Genomic DNA, 17,059 nt, shown 5'->3' with positions numbered 1-17,059 from the left:
GAATTTATTATTTTTCAAAAAAAGAAAAGAACTCTCCTAATATATTCTAAAGTAATGTTACTTAGACTATTAAGGAGAGTTCTTTTCTTTTGTAAATTTATCCTTCGGTGTATTTGCTAAGACTCCCGCTTCTTCTAGATAAACAAACTAAGCGACTAACACAAAATCAAAGATTTTGGTTATCTGCTTATAGATAAACAAACTAAGTGACCAACACGAAAGTTGTAAGTCAAACTTTCGTGTTGGTCACTTATGAATTAAGTCTCATTTTATACTGTTTGTTTTCTATTTAATGCTGCATTTAATATTACTCCTACGATTGCTGCAAGGCTTAGACCTTCTATTTTAACGATATCTGTTACTGGAATTCCTATTGATATACCAAAGTTATTTTCAATATATCCAGATCCTAATCCTATTATCAATATAGTTGCCATAATTACTATGTTTTTTGCATCAAATTTCACATTGCTTGTCTTAATAGTTTTTACGCCTATTAATGCTATCATACTGAAGAGCATCACACTGATCCCCCCCATAACTGCTACAGGAATGCTGTTTAAAAAGCCTCCTACTTTAGCAACAAAGCTTAGAATAATTGCAAATACTGCCGCCATTCTTAATATCGCTGGATCATAGTTTTTGGTAATTGCTAATACTCCTGTATTTTCACCGTAGGTAGTATTAGCTGGTCCACCTATGAAACCGGCGAATAGAGTTGCTAATCCATCTCCTAAAAGTGTACGGTTTAAACCTGGATCTTCTATGAAATTTTTACCAACCACCTGTCCATTTGTAGTTATATCTCCTATATGCTCCATAAATACCGCCAGTACAACCGGTGCAATAATTGCTATAGCCCCAAGTTCAAATTTTGGCAAAGTAAAGTTTGGAATTGCAAATGCTTGCGCTTCCCTGATTACTTCAGTGTTAACTAGTCCCATGTTAAGAGAGATAACATATCCTACCACTACTGCTATCAGTATTGACAGCTGCTTCCCCAAACCCCTACCTTTTAAGGTAACGGCTATAGCAGTTACTAGCGTTATTGCTGCGACGACAAAATGATCTGATGCCATGCCATATGCTACAGGTACTAGATTTAATCCAATGACCATAATCATTGGTCCAACTACCTGGGCTGGTAGATATTGCTTTATCTTTTCTACTCCAATTCTACCGACAATAAAAGACATTAATATATAGATGAGTCCTGCTACTACAATACCACCTTGAGCATAAGCTAAATCTCCATTATATAAACTGCTAACCTTAATAATTACGGGTATAAAAGCAAAGGAAGAACCTAAGAAAACCGGTACTTTGCCATAGGTAACAAGATGAAACAGTAATGTTCCTACTCCTGCTGATAATAATGCAACTGAAGGATTTAATCCTGTTAACATTGGTACCAGCACTGTAGCTCCAAACATTGCTACTAAGTGTTGAATTGCTAATATTGATTTTTTTGCTGTATCTAAAGCATTTGTTTCTTTTTTAATTTCAATGCTTGTTTTTGTTAATGTGTTTTCTGTCATAATAAAGCCTCCTTTGATTTAGTCAAAAGGAGAAAAATTGTGTTTTTCTCCCTTTTCAACCTCACTGGGTTGATTTAAAGGTCTTACATTTGCATTTAAAAAAACTTCTTGCCAACTGGCAAGAAGTTACATGTATTAATAATTATACACATAGACATTATGTTATCTTGCCAGCCTCTCTGGACTGAATTAAAGACTATTCATCCTCATTAAAGATGATTATATCATCTTTAGTATTGAAAGACAAGCTTGGATAATATGTTTATATATTGTTACTTTTTTGAATGTTTATAATTGTACATTAACTACTATTGAAATATGTAATCCAATAATTGTAAGAAACAGGACTATACCTATAGTTAAGGCTGGTAATAGATTTATTAATTATTCTCTCTCTTTCAATATTCTTTCAACAATTTTTTGATGCTCTTGGGAACCTAATATCTTTCTCGGATCAAGATTATTCTCATTCTTAAATAAAATACCACGTTCATACTTTACCATTAAAATACGCCTAACAGATGCATCTAGCCTTTCTATAGATATCATTTCTTTCTCAACAGCTTTTAATAAACCTTCATATGCTTTCTCTAAGGATTGAGGCATTAATAAAATATCTGCTCCTGCTTTAAATGCTAAAATTGCAGCTTCATCAGGGGCCCAATATTTAGAAATAGCCAGCATTTCTAAAGCGTCTGTTATAATAAGCTTGTCATGTTTTAGCTCTTGTCTCAATAAATCCTTTACTATTTCTTCAGAGAAAGTAGCTGGTAAAGAACCTTTAGTGATATTAGGAACTTGAAGATGGGCTAGCATGACACCATCTACCTCTTCATCGATCCCTCTCTTAAAGGGAAGAAATTCTATAGTTTCCAATCTTTCTATGTTGTGTGGAACAGTAACAGCCCCATCGTGGGTGTCTAATAAAGTATCTCCATGTCCTGGAAAATGCTTAACTACAGCACTAACGCTTTCTTCCTGTAATCCTCGTACCATTTGTGCTACCATTTCCCCTACAATATGAGGTTCATCTCCGAAGGAGCGATCCCCTATAACAGGATTTTTAGGATTCGTATTTATATCTGCAACAGGTGCAAAATTCATGTTGACACCTAGTGAAGATAACTCACGACCCAACAATTTCCCTACTTCATATGCCAACTCTGGTTCTCTAGTTTCACCTAATTTTTTATTGCCCGGTAGCCTTGTAGCTGGTAGGTTTGTACCTCTATTTAATCTGCTAACCATTCCACCTTCTTCATCTATAGCAATGAATAAGGGGGTATTACTCATTGATTGCATGTCCTGGATTAGCTTCTGGGTTTGATCTATTGTATCAATATTCTCAGAAAAGAAGATTATACCACCTAAATGATACTCTTCTATAGCAAACCGAATCTCATCGTTTAACACAAGTATTGGTAATTGATTTTTATCATATCTAAATGCTGGCATAAATACTTGTCCTACTTTTTGCTGTAATGTCATTTTTTCCATAAGTTCATCTATGTATAAATCTCTTTCTATGATTTCATCATAAATTTCTTCTTCCTTTTCCTCAGGATACACCGCTTCATCTCTCTTTTGGTCTTCCGGTTTTACATTTTCATCAGTTAGGCTATTGCACCCTGCCAATATATATAAGCTCAGAATAAGAAGAATGGTCAAACATCTCTTCATCGTCATCATAACTCCTTATTGTATTGATCTCTTGAGAAAATCCTTCATATTCAATTAATGCCTGCTTTTGTGCGCTACTCCTAATGCTGTTAATCTCATCATAATTACTTTTTAATAGGGAAATAAGCTGATGATCAAGAGCATTGTTATTTGCCATCTTTTCCATCAATCCTAAAGCTTCCTCTTTGGGCATTCCCACCCTATATGGTCTGTCTTCAGTGATCGCAGTAAATACATCAGCTACTGCCATAATTCTTGAACCCTCATTTAAGCTTTTTTCATCATGGTGAAAAGGATAACCGCTGCCATCTAAACGTTCATGATGTAGAGATGCATATTCGTTTATTTCCCTTAACGCATCAATGCTATCTAGTAGATAATAACTATAATATGTATGGGCTTTCACTATATTATATTCCTCTAGGGTAAGCTTATCTTTTTTTTCTAAAATATTATTAGGTATTGCTAGTTTTCCTATATCATGCAAGTATCCTGCAATTCTAATTTTTCTACATTCTTCAGCTGTCCAATTACATCTTTGAGCTATACTTTCTGCCACGGCCGCCACACCACTACTATGAAGAGCGGTGAATCTACTTCTAAAGTCTACAACTTGGCCAATAATTTTAGCCATTTTTATTAAATCGTCTAAATCCAATAGGCTGCTGTTTCCTATCCACATTCTTCTTATTCTATAGTCAGTAAATGGAGAAACAATATCTAGCCAAAAGCTCTCTTTGAATTTTATCTTATTAAAAGCTTTTATTATTGTGGGATGGAACATTTTCTTATTTTGCGCTTCTAGTAGTCTACTGATTCTGTTTACTTGAGATAGTATTTCCTTATCTCTGTTGATTAATACTGCAATTCGATCAGCTAAATGAATAATATGACTTTCAAAAGGTACAATTTCATCTCCTACAGTTTGTCCTTCCCCGTTTTCCCATGGTAAGTGATGATATTTGATGATTGTAGCAACATCTTGAAGCGCATCATAATTCTTCAAGAGAAGATAAGCAGTAATTGCATGTTGGTATGGCTTTTCTACCTCAAATTGTAATGTTAACAATCTATCTTCAAGGGTTAAGCCCCCAATGTCATGTAACAAACTGGCTATCAATAAATCGTTGTGTTTCTTTTCCTCCAAGGCTACTTCTTTAGCTAAATGATAAGCAATATAAGCCACTTGCTTATGATGATTATGTAAAATTGGATTGATTAAATCAACAGCATTCGATAGAATTAAAGTTAAGTCTAAAAGCGACGCTTTTTGTTTTTGATTCGACATATTTTCACCTCGATGCAATAATTTGTCTAATGATTTTTTAAAATTGAGTTGGGATAATTAATTATATCATAAATTAAGCCCTATCCAAAATATGGTTAGGGCTTAATTATCAGCTATTATTCTATTTTTCTGATTTCCCCAATTTTGGGAAACCTATTTCAAACAAACCATTGTCGAAGTTTGTAGTAATTCTATTTTTAAAAATATTTTCAATATAGAAACCTCTATTGGTTTTTTCTATCTTTAGATGCAGGGATTTAAACTAGCTTAACTTGATGGTATATTTTTTTTCCTTTTTTTATAATAATTTTTTCATTTACAAAATCCTTTAGCAGAATAATTTCATTAACATCTTCTGCTTTCCGATCTTCAATGGATATTCCACCCTGTTGCACAAGACGTCTAGCTTCAGATTTTGAAGACACTAAGCCTGTATCTATCAGCAGCGTTAATATATCTACTCCTTCTTCAAATCTGGCCTTAGGAACTTCTGTAGAAGGCATAGCATCAGCTGCCATACCGCCACTGAATAAAGCTTTTGCAGCTTCCTGAGCTCTCTTTGCTTCTTCTTCTCCATGTACCAATTTTGTTACCTCAAAAGCTAACACACCTTTAGCATAATTAATTTCAGCTCCTTCTAAAGAGCCTAACCTCTTAACCTCCTCCATAGGTAAGAGGGTTAGTAAAGCTAATGTATTTTCTACATCCTTATCATCCACATTTCTTAGGTACTGATAGAAATCATAAGGCGATGTTTTTTCTGCATCTAACCATATGGTTCCTGATTCTGTTTTACCCATTTTTTTACCTTCGCTGGTGGTAAGAAGCTTGAAGGTCAAAGCAAAAACCGATTCTCCTTCCACTCTTCTTACTAATTCATACCCACCAAGAATGTTGGACCATTGGTCACTTCCTCCCATTTGTATTTTACAATTGTATCGACGGAATAATTCTAAGTAGTCATAGGATTGCATTAGCATATAATTAAATTCTAAAAAGGTTAATCCCTTCTCTAGTCTTGATTTGTAGCATTCTGCCGTTAACATACGATTTACAGAAAAATGTACACCTACTTCTCTAAGAAACTCAACATAGTTCAAATCTAAAAGCCAGTCTGCATTATTGGCGATTAAGGCTTTCTCATCAGAGAAATCTAAAAACCCAGCAAACTGTTCTCTAAACCTCTCAGCATTTTTATCTATACTTTCCTTCGTTAACATCTTTCTCATATCAGCCTTGCCAGAAGGATCACCAACCAAGGTAGTTCCCCCACCTAATAGTACAATTGGTCTATGTCCAGCTCTTTGCATATGCATCATTACCATAATCTGTACAAAATGTCCAAGAGTTAAGCTATCGGCGGTTGCATCAAATCCTATATAAAAGGTCACAGGCTCCTTTCCTAAAAGCTCCTTCAACTCTTCTTCATAGGTTACTTGCTCTATATAACCTCTTTCTTGTAAAATATCAAAAACATTTTTCATATGCTTCCCTCCAAATATATTTTTAGAAAATTAAAAAAGGGCCTTCTCATTCCTAAGCAAGGACGAGAAAGACCCGTGGTACCACCTTAATTTACATCCAAAAGGATGCCTCTAAGCCAATATATCGGTTGGCTACCGCAATGATCTCCCATTGAAACTCCAAAGTGTAATTTGCAGCTTTATGTACTGTAAACTTTTCACCTACCAGTCTACTCTCTGGATTGTAACCATAAAGTGCTACTATCTTTATCATCGTTATTGATTATACTATTCCAAATATAATATTATATTGCTCTATCTCTGTCAAGGGGTTAATAGAAAAATTTATTCAACACCTCGATAATAGTGTCCTCTTGTAAATCTATCAATTTTATTCTCATATGGCTTATGATTATTGGTATTCTCATCATAGTAATATTTCATATTATTCCAACAATCCGCCATAATCCGTCTTATTCCTGGAGGTTCTTCATCAGTAAAATCAAGTCTAAAGGAGGTAATATACAATTCTTTCAAATCATCCATTTTATCTATTATGTATAGTGGATGATTATTCACAATAATTGTTCTACCCCAATTATCCTTTGTAAAAGGAAAAACAGCTTTTTTTTCATCCTTCAATCCCCATAAATATTGAAAAGGGTTTTGAGAGCAACTGTTGCATTGATGATGACACTTATTTATGCTAGCTAATGGACATGTTTCGGTAATCATAACTGGTAATTTTCCATAAATAATTGCTTCGGTTTCTATCCCATCGCTGATCTCTAAAGTTTTTATATTTTTCAAATCTAATTCCGTTGAGATCGTAATTCCATCAATGCCTTTTTCTTGCAAAAAGGATATAGTTTTGCTATTCATTACATTTAAAGTAGTGTCTGCAATCACAGGAAGATCTACTATATTCTTTCCATAATCAATGATTCCCAGTTCACCTGCTAAAATACCGTCTAAACTGCAATGATGTAAAATTGTCCTTAACTTTTCTTGATCCTTATCCTTCAGAATTGAAGGACTTCTATAGTAGACTTCTACACCTTTTTCTTTACATATTTTCACTGCCTCTTGTAGATCTAAAATATTCCCATAATAGATTCTATCAATAGGAAACTCCAGTATATTTTTGAGTTGTTGGATTCCATCAACCTTTGCTGAAAGCTTAGGCAAGGTAGTATGTCTCTTTTTAGTATGTAAAGTTCGTTGATTTTCAAATATTTTTGATTGTTCAATAGGTTTTATCATTCTCTTAGATTTATTTATTCTAAGCTTAACTAATTCTTCTATTGCTTCTCTTCTAACTTGATTAATAATAGAGATAGGTAAAGCCACATTAGATTGCAATTCCACTTTCATATCCTCTAATTGAAAGGGGGTATTCCCAAGTTTCCGTAAGTTTTCAGTAAGTTTTTTTGCTGTTAATGGAACTTTTTCAGCTTCTTCTACAATTGTTTCAGTTTCTTTATGAACTGTATTGCCCTCCATATCCCAAACATGTAGCTTTAATGGCATTCCTCTTTCTACGTTTACTTCTCCATATATTTTTACCTTTCTATTTTCTATATCATGACTATAAGTCTTTTCTAAGTCCCTCATCAACTGTAAATCCAAGGTTTTATAGACTTCATCACCTTTATTGATGGTGCCAAATAATTGAATTTCTATAATATCACCTTTTTTAGCTTCATGTATTAGTTTGTTTTCCTTATACATCTTGTTAATGATACCACCAGGATTTTCTGATTTATTACTCCAGATTTCGATACCATCACCTTGTCGTATATCTTCTAGAATCTTGATCTTAAATTTTTTCCCCTTTCCATCGTAATTTTCTACCCTTCCCAGAAATATCCCTCTATTATTTGGCTTTTCTACATTTAGCATCTCTTCAGGAGAACTATTTAACAAATAACCTTTTGTAAACTTTCTATTAAAAATCTGCGTGATTTCCTTTACTGTTGCTTCTTGATTTAACTGTGTCTTGTTAAGCATATAATTATCAATAGATTTGCGATAAGATCTTACGATAGAAGCTACATATTGAGGTTTTTTCATTCGACCTTCTATTTTTAGAGACGTTACCCCACTTTCAATAATTTTTCCGATGTTTTCTATTGTTTTCAAATCTCGAGTACTCATATAATATGCCTTTTGTATCTTCGATGTTTTATCATCCTTTAGTGGGAGAATTTCGTAGGTTCTTCTACAGGGTTGAGCACATCTTCCTCTGTTACCGCTACGTCCTCCTATTAAACTACTCATAAGACATAGTCCAGAATAACAATAGCACAGGGCTCCGTGTACAAAAACTTCTATCTCTATCCCTGTATTCCTAGTAATTTCCCTTATGTCTTTTATAGATAACTCTCTAGCTAATACCACCCGCTTAGCTCCTGCCTTTTTTAACATCATAATGCCCTGACTATTGTGCAGAGCCATTTGAGTGCTACAATGAATTTCTAATCCTGAAAATAGCTCATTAATAAGCTTCATAACCCCTAAGTCCTGAACAATCACTGCATCTATTCCCATATTATATAATTTTGTAACATAATCTACTAATTCTACTATTTCACGGTCCTTTACTAAGGTATTTATTGTTACATACACCTTAACCCCTCTGACATGAGCATAATCTACAGCTTTTTCTAATGTTTCCAAATCAAAATTTGTAGCATAAGCTCTTGCGCCAAAGACCATGCCTCCTAGATATATAGCATCTGCACCATTTTGGATAGCAGCAACCAATGCTTCGTAGGAGCCTGCTGGAGCCAACAATTCTATTTCTTTCATAAACATGAACACCTTTCTTTTCCCATCTAAAACAAAAGTAGTAATATTATTATATCACCAATCGAAACATATTTTTCATCAAATTTTATAAAATGTTTTCAAATACAGGTTTTCTGGATTAATTTAATTTAGATATTCATCATACTTTTTCATATTTTATTGTTGAACCATTTTTATTATCCCCTACCCATATATAATTAGGCATAAGTATTTTAAACTCTTTTGGATATTCAACTTCACTAGGATCTTCACATTCTTGTATAATCATGATGTCACAATGAAACTTCACCAAATGTTTATACTTTTTTCTAAAAGCTCCATTGCAATTCCACGATACAATAACCATATATATCTTTCCTTTCAAAAACAATCTATGTAATAAAACCTTTTAGTAAGAAATAATAACTCATAACTATATCATGAAATAATTGACCCTAAAAACTAACCCTGCCATTAAGGTGTCGTGTCTACTAACGTCTTCAGTATTCCCGAAGTCTAGTTATTACGTTCATATATTCTCAGATTTTGGGAATACGCTGTTCTACGACGTATTGTGCCCCCAGACTCAGACAGCGTCACGGACGGCGCTGCCTTATATTTGTCGGCAATACCTCTAAGTCACAGAAAAAAGAAGAATCCGCACTAAATTGTTTCAAGTTCCTCTACTGTCCTTTCATTTCTTACCTCTCCAGTATTCAACGTTGTTTTTGCTTCAATTAACATTACATGTACTTCTTCTTTAGCAACGGGCATATGTTCAATTCCTTTCGGAATAATGAGAAATTCTCCTTCATTTAAAACGTAGTCCTTATCCCTAAACCTAATAATCAATAATCCTTTTAGAACATAAAACATTTCATCTTCATTTTCATGACTGTGCCATAGAAATTCGCCCTTGAGTTTGGCAACTTTAACATATGATTCGTTGACTTCGCCTAATATTTTCGGACTCCAATACTCATTAAAAAGATTTAATTTCTCGCAGATATTGATTTTATCCATTTTCATATCCCCCTCAAATAGTCTATTTATTGTAGATGAATAAAACAAATTTATATATCACTTTATTGTACAAAATCCTACTACTGTGAAAGATTACTATAGATTCTTCTCGTCTGCGCATTCAAGACGTTCCTCAGCCTTAGATAGCTCTTATCTTAGGCTGAGGAATGTGCTTTGGCTTCTTCAAAAATATTACCCCAAATCAGCCAAAGCCAACTTGAGTGCATTGTTAGGTGTAGTTGGTCGCCCCGTAATTCAGAGTCCCACAGGACGTGGGACCCTATATTTTTATAACTATCACTAGACCGTTAACTCTACCAATTATTCTAAAATTTATATTCCATAACAATATTAGCATTTATGTCATTTGCATAGTTTTTAATAATCTCAGAAAACTCTATCCATTCATTACTACTGAAATTAGCCGGTTTTTCATTATTACCCAATGATAATGTGTGTACATATAAGGTAGTTTTCTCTTCTAGGGACATTTTTCTTTTATTTATACAGTCAAGATATACTGCTACAAGAAGCTCTGTAATAATAATCTCCCTATCGATATTAGTACTTCTTCGAAAATCTTCTTCATAGGCTTCATAACTTCTTAAATCAACATCTTTTATTGCATTATGTGCCAGTTTTAATCTTGCACTCATTTGAGTTGATAGTTTTTCATGCCTTACTGGAGGGATCCTGGTAATCTTTGAAAAGTCTTTATTACTAATCATATATTGCCTAGAATCTTTCAATAATCGTTCAAAATATTGCATTCTGCTTATATTATCATAAATGTCAGGTCTAATAACTTTCAATATTTTAATTGTCAAATCATCAATATCAAATTCATTACTCAATCCAATAGCAAACTTATCGGCTAAAACCAAGCTATACTTACTTATTTCCTCTTTAGTAATACTTTAGCTTTATAAATCTCAGAAAGTTGTTTAGCTAACGGCCTTACAACAAGCTCCTTATCTTCTGAAGCATGAGAAATAAACACATCCCACATTACATTACCCCCTCTTCCTAAATTTAGTTTTATAATATACAACTTCAAAGACCGCGCTATCAAAATCCACCTCAGGACGAGGCGGCCTGCGACCAATTACACCTAACGTTTCGCATTTGCGACGCCTTCGAACTGGACCCTAAAGGAATACCCCTTGGAGGTGCTTGCACCCAGTGAGAAGGTGTGGTGCTCTGATCCTTCCCTAAAATCGTGCTTCCAGCACCCTTGTGCAAAAACATTGTTAGGCGATTGTGCATAGCGGCTAAGTCTCTTTACTAGTATTTACAATTGCATTTTTAAAAACAATTCCACGACTCATGAATAATTTTGGCTGATTGATAATTTCAAATCCTAATCTTTTTACTGCTTTCTTAGTTTCTTCGAATACTTCTTTTGAAACATGAAATTTAGGTTCAACTATGAAAGCCTTTCCATTTGGTTTTAATATAGATATTATTTCTCTTAGAAGTATTTCTTGATTAGGAACTTCATGAACCATATAGAAAGCTAAAATAAAATCTACTTTATCTGTAACACCTATTCTGTTCTCCTCACATCTATGTAACTTTATCCGTTTTTCGATCTTTGTTCCTTTAATTTTATTTTTTAATTTCTCAAGCATCTCTTCCTGTACATCAACAGCTATAACTTTGCCATTCTTGCCAACCATTTTAGCCATTTCAACAGAGAAAAAGCCTGGACCACAACCAAGATCCAACACTGTCATTCCATCTTTAATATAGGGTTTTAATATTTTAGATGGATTCTGAAAAAATCTTCTAAATCCATTATCGAGACTTCCAGCTTGTTCAGCAGGACATACTCGTTTCCTATCAACCACATTCATAGCCACCTTTCAATATTACAATATATCGGAATTTATTTAGCATGTCGCCTAACGTTTCGCATTTGCGACGCCTTCGAACTGGACCCCAAAGGAATACTCCATAGTGGAGCTGCGCTCCCAGTGAGAAGGTGTGGTGCTGACCCTGCTCGAAAAACGTGCTCCCAGCACCTTTATGCAAATGCATTGTTATAGGGAGTAGTGACGTCTTCTATAAAGGATGTGATTTAAATTACACCGCTTATACTCGTTTGGCAGAGTTGTTAAAAGAATAAATATATCGTATATCAGTAAATTGTTCTCCCATAATTTCACAAATGCATTCATCTTTGTTACATTGCAACTTATTCTTCTCGTAAAAATATCTTGCTCGTTGATTTTCTTTAAGTACCCATAAGTAAATATTTTGATAGCCCAATCGCTTTAAATCTAATAAGGCACTTTCTAAAAGCTTATTACCATATCCTCTGCCAAAATATTCGGGCAACAGATAAATGGAGACAATTTCGCCCCAATTTGGCAGATATTTATCTCTAGATTTTCCATAAGCAACACAACCGACTGAGTGCCCATTGTCTAAAATAAGCTGTACGGTTAAAACATTATCTTTTATCCAAGATGTAAAAGATGGTACCCAAAAATCTTCTTTAAGCTCATCTAAGTATGCTTGTGGAATAATTCCCTTATAGGCCGACTTCCAGCTTAAAGCATGAATACGACTGATGTCTTTAACTTCATCAAGGGTAGCTTTTCTAATTTCCATCTTCACTCCTCCATAACATATCTAATTATAATTAATAATAATTCTACACATTTTGCAACTATTATGTATCTCCTTACCTTTTAAAAAGACCACATAGAAAATCTCTGATATCACTATTTCCTATAACGTTTCGCATTTGCGACGTCTTCGAACTGGACCCTAAAGGAATACCCCTTAGAGGAGCTTCGCTCCAAGTGAGAAGATGTGGTGCTCTGACTGTTCCCTTGACACGTGCTGCCAGCACCTTTATGCAAATGCTTTGTTATAGGAAGTGGCGACAGCTTTTACCACTTAATTCTTTAGTTAAATATCACTATTATATCTTTTTTTCTTAAAACACATTAGATATTGATGTCATACTCCATTCTTTTTGCAGTATAACTCGCTACTTGTTCTCCCAAAAGTTTTTTGACAATATAAAATGACATGTTTATTCCTGCAGATATGCCTCCTGAAGTAATAATTGAACCGCCATCAACATATTTGACATTATGCTCAACTCTCACTTTAGGATATTCTTTTTCCAGTCTTTCAATGTCCATCCAATGCGTAGTTGCTTTCTTGCCATTTAATAAACCCGTTTTTGCTAATAAAAAAGCTCCGGTACATATAGATGCCATTAAATCAACAGTATTCATTCGTTCACTAATCCAATTTAAAACTTTCTGATTATGAATTTCAATTTCTTCTGCTCCATATCCACCAGGTATAATTAAGATATCAAAATGTGGAGCATCATAAAAATCGTAATCTGGCTGAACTTTGAGTCCGTTTCGAGCAGTTATTAACTCTTTTGTTTGAGCAACTGTTGTTACCTTAAATGGTCTTATATTTGACTCCGGATAAGTTGTAATAGAAAATACTTCAAATGGTCCAGCAAAATCTAAAACTTCCACCTCATTAAAGAGTAATATTCCGACATCCCATTGTTTAAACATTTTGCCATCACTACCTTTTATATTATATATTTTTGCAATATTAAACTTTCTCATATTAAAAAAGCTTCAAAGGGCAATCCCGATATCGCCATTTCCTATAACGGTCCCGCATTTGCGACACTTTCGAACTGGACCCTATAGGAATACCCCTTGGCGGTGCTTGCCACCCAGTGAGATGGTGTGGTGCTCTGACCTTTCCCTTGACACGTACTTCCAGCACCTTTATGCAAATGCATTGTTATAGGGAGTAGTGACGTCTTTTATCAAGAATGCGTATTAAACACAACTAATCAATATGCTTATTTTCGCAGTTTGCATAATTTGAGTAATCATTCCTCATCATCATCTTCGGTTGCACCATCTATGCTTTGTGTTGCTTTAGGAATAGCTCTGATAAGCCCCTCATCGGCGTTCCATATCAGTTTCTCTCTGTTTTTGTCTTTAAAATAAACATTTTCAATATCTGTATTATCTAATGTTATCGTTATATCAAAATCACCCCAACGATTTAAGAACCCTAATAGTGTATTATGCTTTACGCCTATGTAAAGATTGCTATCCTTTATTTCATAAATATGTCCTACATAAGCAGATGCACTACTTCCTATTCCTCCCTTAATACGGACTGAACCATTCTCAACAGAAACAGTCTCAGCATATAGCGAACTTGGAGAATTACACATTGAAAAACCAAGTATCCTCCACCCATACCTTGATAAAATAAATATGAATGTTATTGCCACAAAAACAATTGCAACAGTCTTACAAAATTTCTTCATTTAGTTTTTCCTCCCCTACCAAATATAAAATAATATGTAAATCATAGGCGTTAACTTAAGCTATATTTTGGTAATTTATTTTGGGCAAACAATATCCCTGTAATATTTCTAGAGTTGTTTTTCTTTTGCGTTTTTCATGTAAAGAGTGTTTAGATATTCTAGTAAGGATGTGGTAAATTTCTTGGATAGCTGTTAAGCTTAAATTGATATTTTCACTAATTGTTGATGCTTCATCAGCCCAAAGCTTTATAAACAGCAGCATACTTATCCCTCTTTGGTGTAAAGTATATATTTCGATGTAAAAAGCATTATACATTAAAAAGGCTATACAAATTGCTGTTAAACGTCCATAAATTAGACATTCTAGCTGATAAAGTCCACAATTTCCTAATTTGTCTATGTTTAAATAACTCTTACATGCTTTAAATACAAGCTCTATCTGCCACCTGGCACGGTATAGATCACATACTGCTTCAGAGGAGAGCATATCTCCATTTGCATTTGTAATTATGATATTAAATGCCAGTAACTCAATTTCTTTAGCACTTAGTTGTTTACCTTGGGATTTAGCCTTCTTTTTGGCTTTTCGTCTACGTTCATTGACAATTTCATCTGACAGACGAATAGCAACCAAACGACACTCCAACTGTTTTTTGTACCCTACGCCTATAAAGACAGTTGTATCAACAAGGTTGTGTCCCTTTAGTATCTCAGCTAAATCAACTTGTTTCATTTCACCTGCTTTGTCTAGATAAACAGCAGTATTGCTACGAATACAGCTTAAGTAAAAAGCATCTTTGTTTGAGAGTTTTTCAAAAAATGTTTTGCTAAAATAGCCTAAATCAACAATTAGCAATTCACCTTTATCAATCATAGAAAGCAATTTCTTTGTATAAGTAGTATCGTTTCCTGGAGCCTTAGTTGACTCAAGGCTTGAGAAAGAACTAGATATTAAGCTGTAAATACCTTGTATTTTTAATGCTGACTTTGCATTACGTCTACCTAACCCAGGCCAAAGGTCTGCTAGTTTATCAGGTAAAGAAATTTTCGTACTATCACATATTTTAACATCTTTGAATTGAAATAGAATTTTAGTTATTTTTGCTGGAACTGCTTTTTGTAAAGTGATTTTCATAGTATCGATGAATATATGTTGTACAAATTCAGATATAGCAGGTAATCGATTGTATATTGCGTTTTTAGTAATTCTAAGTCCTGGTTGTATTTTTTCACATTTTGATGCAATCTGTTTTAAAGAGGGATTAGGGGTACTAATTAACCCAAAGATAAAAGTTTTTACTATTGTATCAGGTAAGATATCTCTTTTTCGTTTAAGAAAACCTGTATTAATAGCGATTTCCATAATTTTAGCATTACTAAAAAAGCGAATAAAAGGTATAATAAGTGATGAAGATATCTTCATGGGAATCTCTCCTTTGTGATTTGATCGTCACTTTGAGATTCCCATTTTTTATGTTTTTATGCAAATGTAATTTTTACCTTGGAATAACATGGGTTAAGTTAACGCCTATGATATAGATTTAAACCTATTATGTAATATATTAATAACTCTACGAATATATATTTCCATGTGAATGGAGGGATTAATTATGAAAAAAATTAATGAAGTAAATAAGTTACGCTATCTAGGTTTATTGGGATTATTAGGTTTACTAGGGTTTTTTACTAATAATACGAAATTGTTTGGATTGTTTGGATTCTTTGGTTTTTTCGGTGGGTGGCACAAGAATAGTTATTAAATCACGCTTATGGTTGTTTCGCATTATTTGTCAACCACACCTTTAAAAGACTACCTGAAATACCATTATATTAGAGTCCATCTATATCTATAATAATCTTATTGCAACTCTTACATCTATAGCACTTAACCTTTGGATTCTCACTTATTATTTCGCCTCCGAACTCTGTATGCTTTGCAATAAAACTCATGTTTTCAGTATACCACTTAAATGTATACCTCCCTCCGCGTATGAAACCTTCTATCAATTCATTATTGCAATAAGGACAATTTAAATCCATAATTTATACCCTCCTTATGAGTTAATACATATAACCCATCTAATGTTAAGTAGCATCAGACAAAATAATTGGCCCCAACGCCCTCCTCTGATATTGTGTTGTCAACTAACGTCTCGCATTACCGAAGCCTTTGAGCTGGACCCCAAAGGAATGCTTCTTGGTGGAGCTTGTCTCCCAGCGAAAAGGTTTGGGTCGGAGCATAGCGGAGCCGGTAATGCACTGTTAGGCGTTCGTACCAAACTACTATCTGACTGCATTAATCTAAATCTCTCTCGCTAGTCAGTAACTTTTTTCTAAACAATAAAATTTTCCTTTTCTAAAATTTACAATTCCTACAGATTTATAGCCAAGCTTTTCATAAAAATTACATGCACGATGATTATCTGTGAATACATCAAGCCTAATTGATTTGTACCCTAACTCTTTTCCATGCTGTTCTGCATAAACCATTAGTAACCTTGCAATACCTTGCCCCTGATATTTAGGACTAACACATAGACGATGAATAACTAACTGTTTTCCTGATTTAAATTTCCATTCCAAACTGTTGTATTCTTTATCTTGATACTCATTTAAAACAACAATACCTTTTATAATTCCAGAATCTTCATATACATAAAGATGACCCTTACTTATGTCATTATTTATTATTTCAAAGCCTGGATAAATGTTGTCCCACTGATGAATATCTTTTGATTCCATATCTGCAATAGTATCTTTTATTATGTTCATGATTAATATTTGATCATCTATACAGCCTTTTCTAATCATTGTTTTTAATCCTCGCTTTTTTCTCTTGGTATGTCGCCTAACGATTAGGATTGCATCTGAAGTTGAAAGAATAATAAGTTAACCCTTCTATCATCACCTTTTTCAGGGTAATTACATCAATACTTAATTTATC

Annotated in this window: 16 protein-coding genes and 1 other annotated feature; of the genes, 1 reads left to right on the top strand and 15 read right to left on the bottom strand. The window is 33.9% G+C overall.

The features are described 5' to 3' along the window. Positions 1-269: 269 nt before the first annotated feature. The 13 genes from CHB72_RS20840 to CHB72_RS20780 form a co-directional block, all read right to left on the bottom strand. Positions 270-1,538, bottom strand: a complete 1,269-nt coding sequence (locus tag CHB72_RS20840; protein ID WP_089284813.1) for a uracil-xanthine permease family protein — start codon at positions 1,536-1,538, stop codon at positions 270-272. A 384-nt stretch (positions 1,539-1,922) separates the two neighbouring features. Beyond that, positions 1,923-3,218 carry a glycoside hydrolase family 3 protein gene (locus CHB72_RS20835; protein ID WP_089284812.1) on the bottom strand — a complete coding sequence of 432 codons (1,296 nt, stop codon included), beginning with the start codon at positions 3,216-3,218 and terminating at the stop codon, positions 1,923-1,925. Continuing rightward, on the bottom strand, positions 3,157-4,506 hold the full coding sequence (locus CHB72_RS20830) for an HD-GYP domain-containing protein (protein WP_089284811.1): 1,350 nt from the start codon (positions 4,504-4,506) through the stop codon (positions 3,157-3,159). The genes CHB72_RS20835 and CHB72_RS20830 overlap by 62 nt, the downstream gene beginning before the upstream one ends. A 257-nt stretch (positions 4,507-4,763) precedes the next feature. Beyond that, positions 4,764-5,990, bottom strand: coding sequence for a tyrosine--tRNA ligase (tyrS, locus tag CHB72_RS20825; RefSeq protein WP_089284810.1), 1,227 nt, complete (start codon positions 5,988-5,990; stop codon positions 4,764-4,766). Positions 5,991-6,045: 55 nt separating this feature from the next. Next, positions 6,046-6,252 (bottom strand) — a binding site (T-box leader). A gap of 62 nt (positions 6,253-6,314) precedes the next feature. Further along, positions 6,315-8,780: a DUF3656 domain-containing U32 family peptidase gene (locus CHB72_RS20820; RefSeq protein ID WP_176431518.1), complete on the bottom strand. Its 2,466-nt coding sequence runs from the start codon at positions 8,778-8,780 to the stop codon at positions 6,315-6,317. A 139-nt stretch (positions 8,781-8,919) separates the two neighbouring features. Beyond that, positions 8,920-9,126, bottom strand: a complete 207-nt coding sequence (locus tag CHB72_RS20815) for an endonuclease/exonuclease/phosphatase family protein (protein ID WP_089284808.1) — start codon at positions 9,124-9,126, stop codon at positions 8,920-8,922. Between the two features lie 296 nt (positions 9,127-9,422). Continuing rightward, a complete protein-coding gene (locus CHB72_RS20810; RefSeq protein WP_089284807.1) occupies positions 9,423-9,782 on the bottom strand; it encodes a cupin domain-containing protein in 360 nt (119 codons plus the stop codon). Between the two features lie 326 nt (positions 9,783-10,108). Further along, positions 10,109-10,666 (bottom strand): hypothetical protein, encoded by a 558-nt coding sequence (locus CHB72_RS20805; protein WP_089284806.1) that lies wholly within the window; start codon positions 10,664-10,666, stop codon positions 10,109-10,111. Between the two features lie 387 nt (positions 10,667-11,053). Further along, positions 11,054-11,632, bottom strand: a complete 579-nt coding sequence (locus CHB72_RS20800) for a class I SAM-dependent methyltransferase (RefSeq protein WP_207652619.1) — start codon at positions 11,630-11,632, stop codon at positions 11,054-11,056. A 244-nt stretch (positions 11,633-11,876) separates the two neighbouring features. Beyond that, complete coding sequence (locus tag CHB72_RS20795) at positions 11,877-12,398, bottom strand: GNAT family N-acetyltransferase (RefSeq protein ID WP_089284804.1); 522 nt, start codon at positions 12,396-12,398, stop codon at positions 11,877-11,879. A 341-nt stretch (positions 12,399-12,739) separates the two neighbouring features. After that, positions 12,740-13,390 carry a DJ-1/PfpI family protein gene (locus CHB72_RS20790; protein ID WP_330397099.1) on the bottom strand — a complete coding sequence of 217 codons (651 nt, stop codon included), beginning with the start codon at positions 13,388-13,390 and terminating at the stop codon, positions 12,740-12,742. A gap of 275 nt (positions 13,391-13,665) precedes the next feature. Beyond that, on the bottom strand, positions 13,666-14,115 hold the full coding sequence (locus tag CHB72_RS20785; RefSeq protein ID WP_089284803.1) for a hypothetical protein: 450 nt from the start codon (positions 14,113-14,115) through the stop codon (positions 13,666-13,668). A 55-nt stretch (positions 14,116-14,170) separates the two neighbouring features. Continuing rightward, positions 14,171-15,538, bottom strand: a complete 1,368-nt coding sequence (locus tag CHB72_RS20780) for an IS4 family transposase (RefSeq protein WP_089284802.1) — start codon at positions 15,536-15,538, stop codon at positions 14,171-14,173. Positions 15,539-15,725: 187 nt separating this feature from the next. On the opposite strand from CHB72_RS20780, the gene CHB72_RS26050 reads away from it, so the two are divergent. After that, complete coding sequence (locus CHB72_RS26050; RefSeq protein ID WP_141131522.1) at positions 15,726-15,875, top strand: DUF3796 domain-containing protein; 150 nt, start codon at positions 15,726-15,728, stop codon at positions 15,873-15,875. Positions 15,876-15,945: 70 nt separating this feature from the next. Here CHB72_RS26050 and CHB72_RS20775 read toward each other — a convergent pair whose 3' ends face one another. Further along, positions 15,946-16,155 carry a PF20097 family protein gene (locus tag CHB72_RS20775; protein ID WP_089284801.1) on the bottom strand — a complete coding sequence of 70 codons (210 nt, stop codon included), beginning with the start codon at positions 16,153-16,155 and terminating at the stop codon, positions 15,946-15,948. 279 nt (positions 16,156-16,434) lie between these two features. Then, a complete protein-coding gene (locus tag CHB72_RS20770; protein WP_089284800.1) occupies positions 16,435-16,926 on the bottom strand; it encodes a GNAT family N-acetyltransferase in 492 nt (163 codons plus the stop codon). Positions 16,927-17,059 lie beyond the last annotated feature (133 nt).

The organism is Anaerovirgula multivorans (assembly GCF_900188145.1).
GTDB classification, from domain to species: domain Bacteria; phylum Bacillota; class Clostridia; order Peptostreptococcales; family Natronincolaceae; genus Anaerovirgula; species Anaerovirgula multivorans.
The sequence above is the reverse complement of the archived record's forward strand: the minus strand, read 5'-3'. Positions and strand labels throughout refer to the sequence as shown.

Excerpts from the sequence above, each read along its gene's own strand:
- CHB72_RS20840 (WP_089284813.1), bottom strand. The coding sequence starts at position 1,538 with ATGACAGAAAACACATTAACAAAAACAAGCATTGAAATTAAAAAAGAA.
- CHB72_RS20835 (WP_089284812.1), bottom strand. The coding sequence starts at position 3,218 with ATGAAGAGATGTTTGACCATTCTTCTTATTCTGAGCTTATATATATTG.
- CHB72_RS20830 (WP_089284811.1), bottom strand. The coding sequence starts at position 4,506 with ATGTCGAATCAAAAACAAAAAGCGTCGCTTTTAGACTTAACTTTAATT.
- tyrS (WP_089284810.1), bottom strand. The coding sequence starts at position 5,990 with ATGAAAAATGTTTTTGATATTTTACAAGAAAGAGGTTATATAGAGCAA.
- CHB72_RS20820 (WP_176431518.1), bottom strand. The coding sequence starts at position 8,780 with ATGAAAGAAATAGAATTGTTGGCTCCAGCAGGCTCCTACGAAGCATTG.
- CHB72_RS20815 (WP_089284808.1), bottom strand. The coding sequence starts at position 9,126 with ATGGTTATTGTATCGTGGAATTGCAATGGAGCTTTTAGAAAAAAGTAT.
- CHB72_RS20810 (WP_089284807.1), bottom strand. The coding sequence starts at position 9,782 with ATGGATAAAATCAATATCTGCGAGAAATTAAATCTTTTTAATGAGTAT.
- CHB72_RS20795 (WP_089284804.1), bottom strand. The coding sequence starts at position 12,398 with ATGGAAATTAGAAAAGCTACCCTTGATGAAGTTAAAGACATCAGTCGT.
- CHB72_RS20790 (WP_330397099.1), bottom strand. The coding sequence starts at position 13,390 with ATGAGAAAGTTTAATATTGCAAAAATATATAATATAAAAGGTAGTGAT.
- CHB72_RS20785 (WP_089284803.1), bottom strand. The coding sequence starts at position 14,115 with ATGAAGAAATTTTGTAAGACTGTTGCAATTGTTTTTGTGGCAATAACA.
- CHB72_RS20780 (WP_089284802.1), bottom strand. The coding sequence starts at position 15,538 with ATGAAGATATCTTCATCACTTATTATACCTTTTATTCGCTTTTTTAGT.
- CHB72_RS26050 (WP_141131522.1), top strand. The coding sequence starts at position 15,726 with ATGAAAAAAATTAATGAAGTAAATAAGTTACGCTATCTAGGTTTATTG.
- CHB72_RS20775 (WP_089284801.1), bottom strand. The coding sequence starts at position 16,155 with ATGGATTTAAATTGTCCTTATTGCAATAATGAATTGATAGAAGGTTTC.
- CHB72_RS20770 (WP_089284800.1), bottom strand. The coding sequence starts at position 16,926 with ATGATTAGAAAAGGCTGTATAGATGATCAAATATTAATCATGAACATA.